This window comes from Acidiphilium sp. JA12-A1 (assembly GCF_000724705.2).
GTDB classification, from domain to species: Bacteria; Pseudomonadota; Alphaproteobacteria; order Acetobacterales; family Acetobacteraceae; genus Acidiphilium; species Acidiphilium multivorum.
In genome coordinates this window covers 1-1627 of record NZ_JFHO01000194.1, presented here as the reverse complement: position 1 = coordinate 1627, position 1627 = coordinate 1, and the positions used below count along the sequence as shown (strand labels likewise).

Below are 1627 nucleotides of genomic sequence, written 5' to 3'. Positions count from 1 at the left end.
CCCAAAGCCGAACAACTCGGTGAACAGGCGCGACAGCCNCCGGTAGCTGACCGCATGGATGACGCGCAGGTAGATCGCGAGAGCCACGACGGTTGAGGGCTGAATGGTGTGCCGGTCTCCATGCCTTCCGGGACGGCTGCCAGCGTGGTCGCCCCACAGCACGGACAATGGCCGGCATAGCGTTCGACGCGGGTGACGACCGGCTTGATCGGCGGCAGATCGATCTTGTCGTAGCGCTGCGCGAGGCGCTGATCCGCGTCAGTCAGCCCGGCACGGCAGTGCTGGCAATGCGCCGCCTTCGCGATCACCGTCTGATCGGGGTTCTCGGCAAGCAAGCGACCGCCACCCTCACGGCCGAGACTGCCTTTGCGGGGCCCCTTGCGCGGACTTTTCTCGGGCCGGTTTGGCTTCTGCCCGCGCGATGGCGGCAGGCTCGAATTGTCCGGCCGCTTCGGCGGTTCGTTTAGCCGCGCCTCCAACTCCGCAATCCGGCGTTCCGCATCCGAAAGCCGGATTGCCAGTTCCGCGTTCCTGCGCTCGGATGATTGCAACGCGTCCCATAGCGCGCGGATCAGCGCGTCTTTCTCAGCGTGCGATAGGAGAGACAGGTCAGGAAGCTCGTTCACGCCTCCCGTCGAATCGTATCCGCCGTGGTCACGTCAATTCACAATCGATTCAACTTATCGACGGACCAGGATGAGCAGATACCTATGTCGACCGAGAGCGCAGAGCACATTATCTAGAAGGCTTCGCGGGAGAATATATCTTGCCGAATTCAACAGTGGCTCGCCGGGAGAGCGTTCTATATGCCGATATCGAAGCATATGAAAATGATGCTCTGGTTTGGAATATCCCGCAGAGCATCCGGCATCAGTTCGGATTTGAGCTTCGGCCCACAGCTCTGGACGCCGTGGACGCGCTGCTCGCTGTGGGCGCTTTTACTGAAGCGGGTCTGAAGATCGTTTCAGAGGTCTGGGGCCAGGTTGAATTCAAAGAACGCGAAAATCACCAGGATGCCGAGAAGCTAACCGAATTGATGCTCAAGCGCCTCATAGAGGCAGACCTCCCGCTGGAGAGAGCGGACCAGAAGCATGTGAATGCATTATACCATTCATGGTGGTCTGAGCCCTAAGTTCCCGCCATTCAGGAGTAGAGTCTCATCCTCGAGTGATGCCCACGATTGGGCGTAGGTGCAACAGCCGGGTTGGGGGTTAACCCCCAACCCGGCGCGCCGCTGATTTTTCCCGCCACCTCTGCCGGGGTTTTGTTGCCCAGGCTCGAATGGGGGCGGTGATGATTATAGTCGTGACGCCAGGCGGCCAGCACGGACCTCGCTTGAGGCAGGCTCGTGAACAAGGTCTCGTTCAGACACTCGTCCCGGAGCCGGGCGTTGAAGCTCTCGACGAACCCGTTTTGCTGGGGCTTGCCGGGCGCGATGTAATGCCATTCCACGTTCCGCTCTTTCGACCAGCGCAGGATCGACATGCTGGTGAGCTCAGTGCCGTTGTCGCTGACCACCATGAGCGGGCGCGCCCCGCGCTCAGTGATCGCCATATCCAACTCGCGTGCCACCCGGGCGCCCGAAATTGACGTGTCGGCGATCAAGCGAACGCATTCGCGGCTGAAA

The 1627-nt window shown here is 60.7% G+C and carries 2 protein-coding genes; one reads left to right on the top strand and one right to left on the bottom strand.

Annotated elements, in window-relative coordinates:
* The first annotated feature begins 766 nt into the window (after positions 1-766).
* Positions 767-1132, top strand: coding sequence for a hypothetical protein (locus RT91_RS19215; protein WP_152982887.1), 366 nt, complete (start codon positions 767-769; stop codon positions 1130-1132).
* Between the two features lie 11 nt (positions 1133-1143).
* On the opposite strand, the gene RT91_RS19210 is transcribed toward RT91_RS19215, so the two are convergent.
* Positions 1144-1627: integrase core domain-containing protein (locus RT91_RS19210; RefSeq protein WP_035189423.1), on the bottom strand; the 484-nt coding region annotated here is incomplete at its 5' end.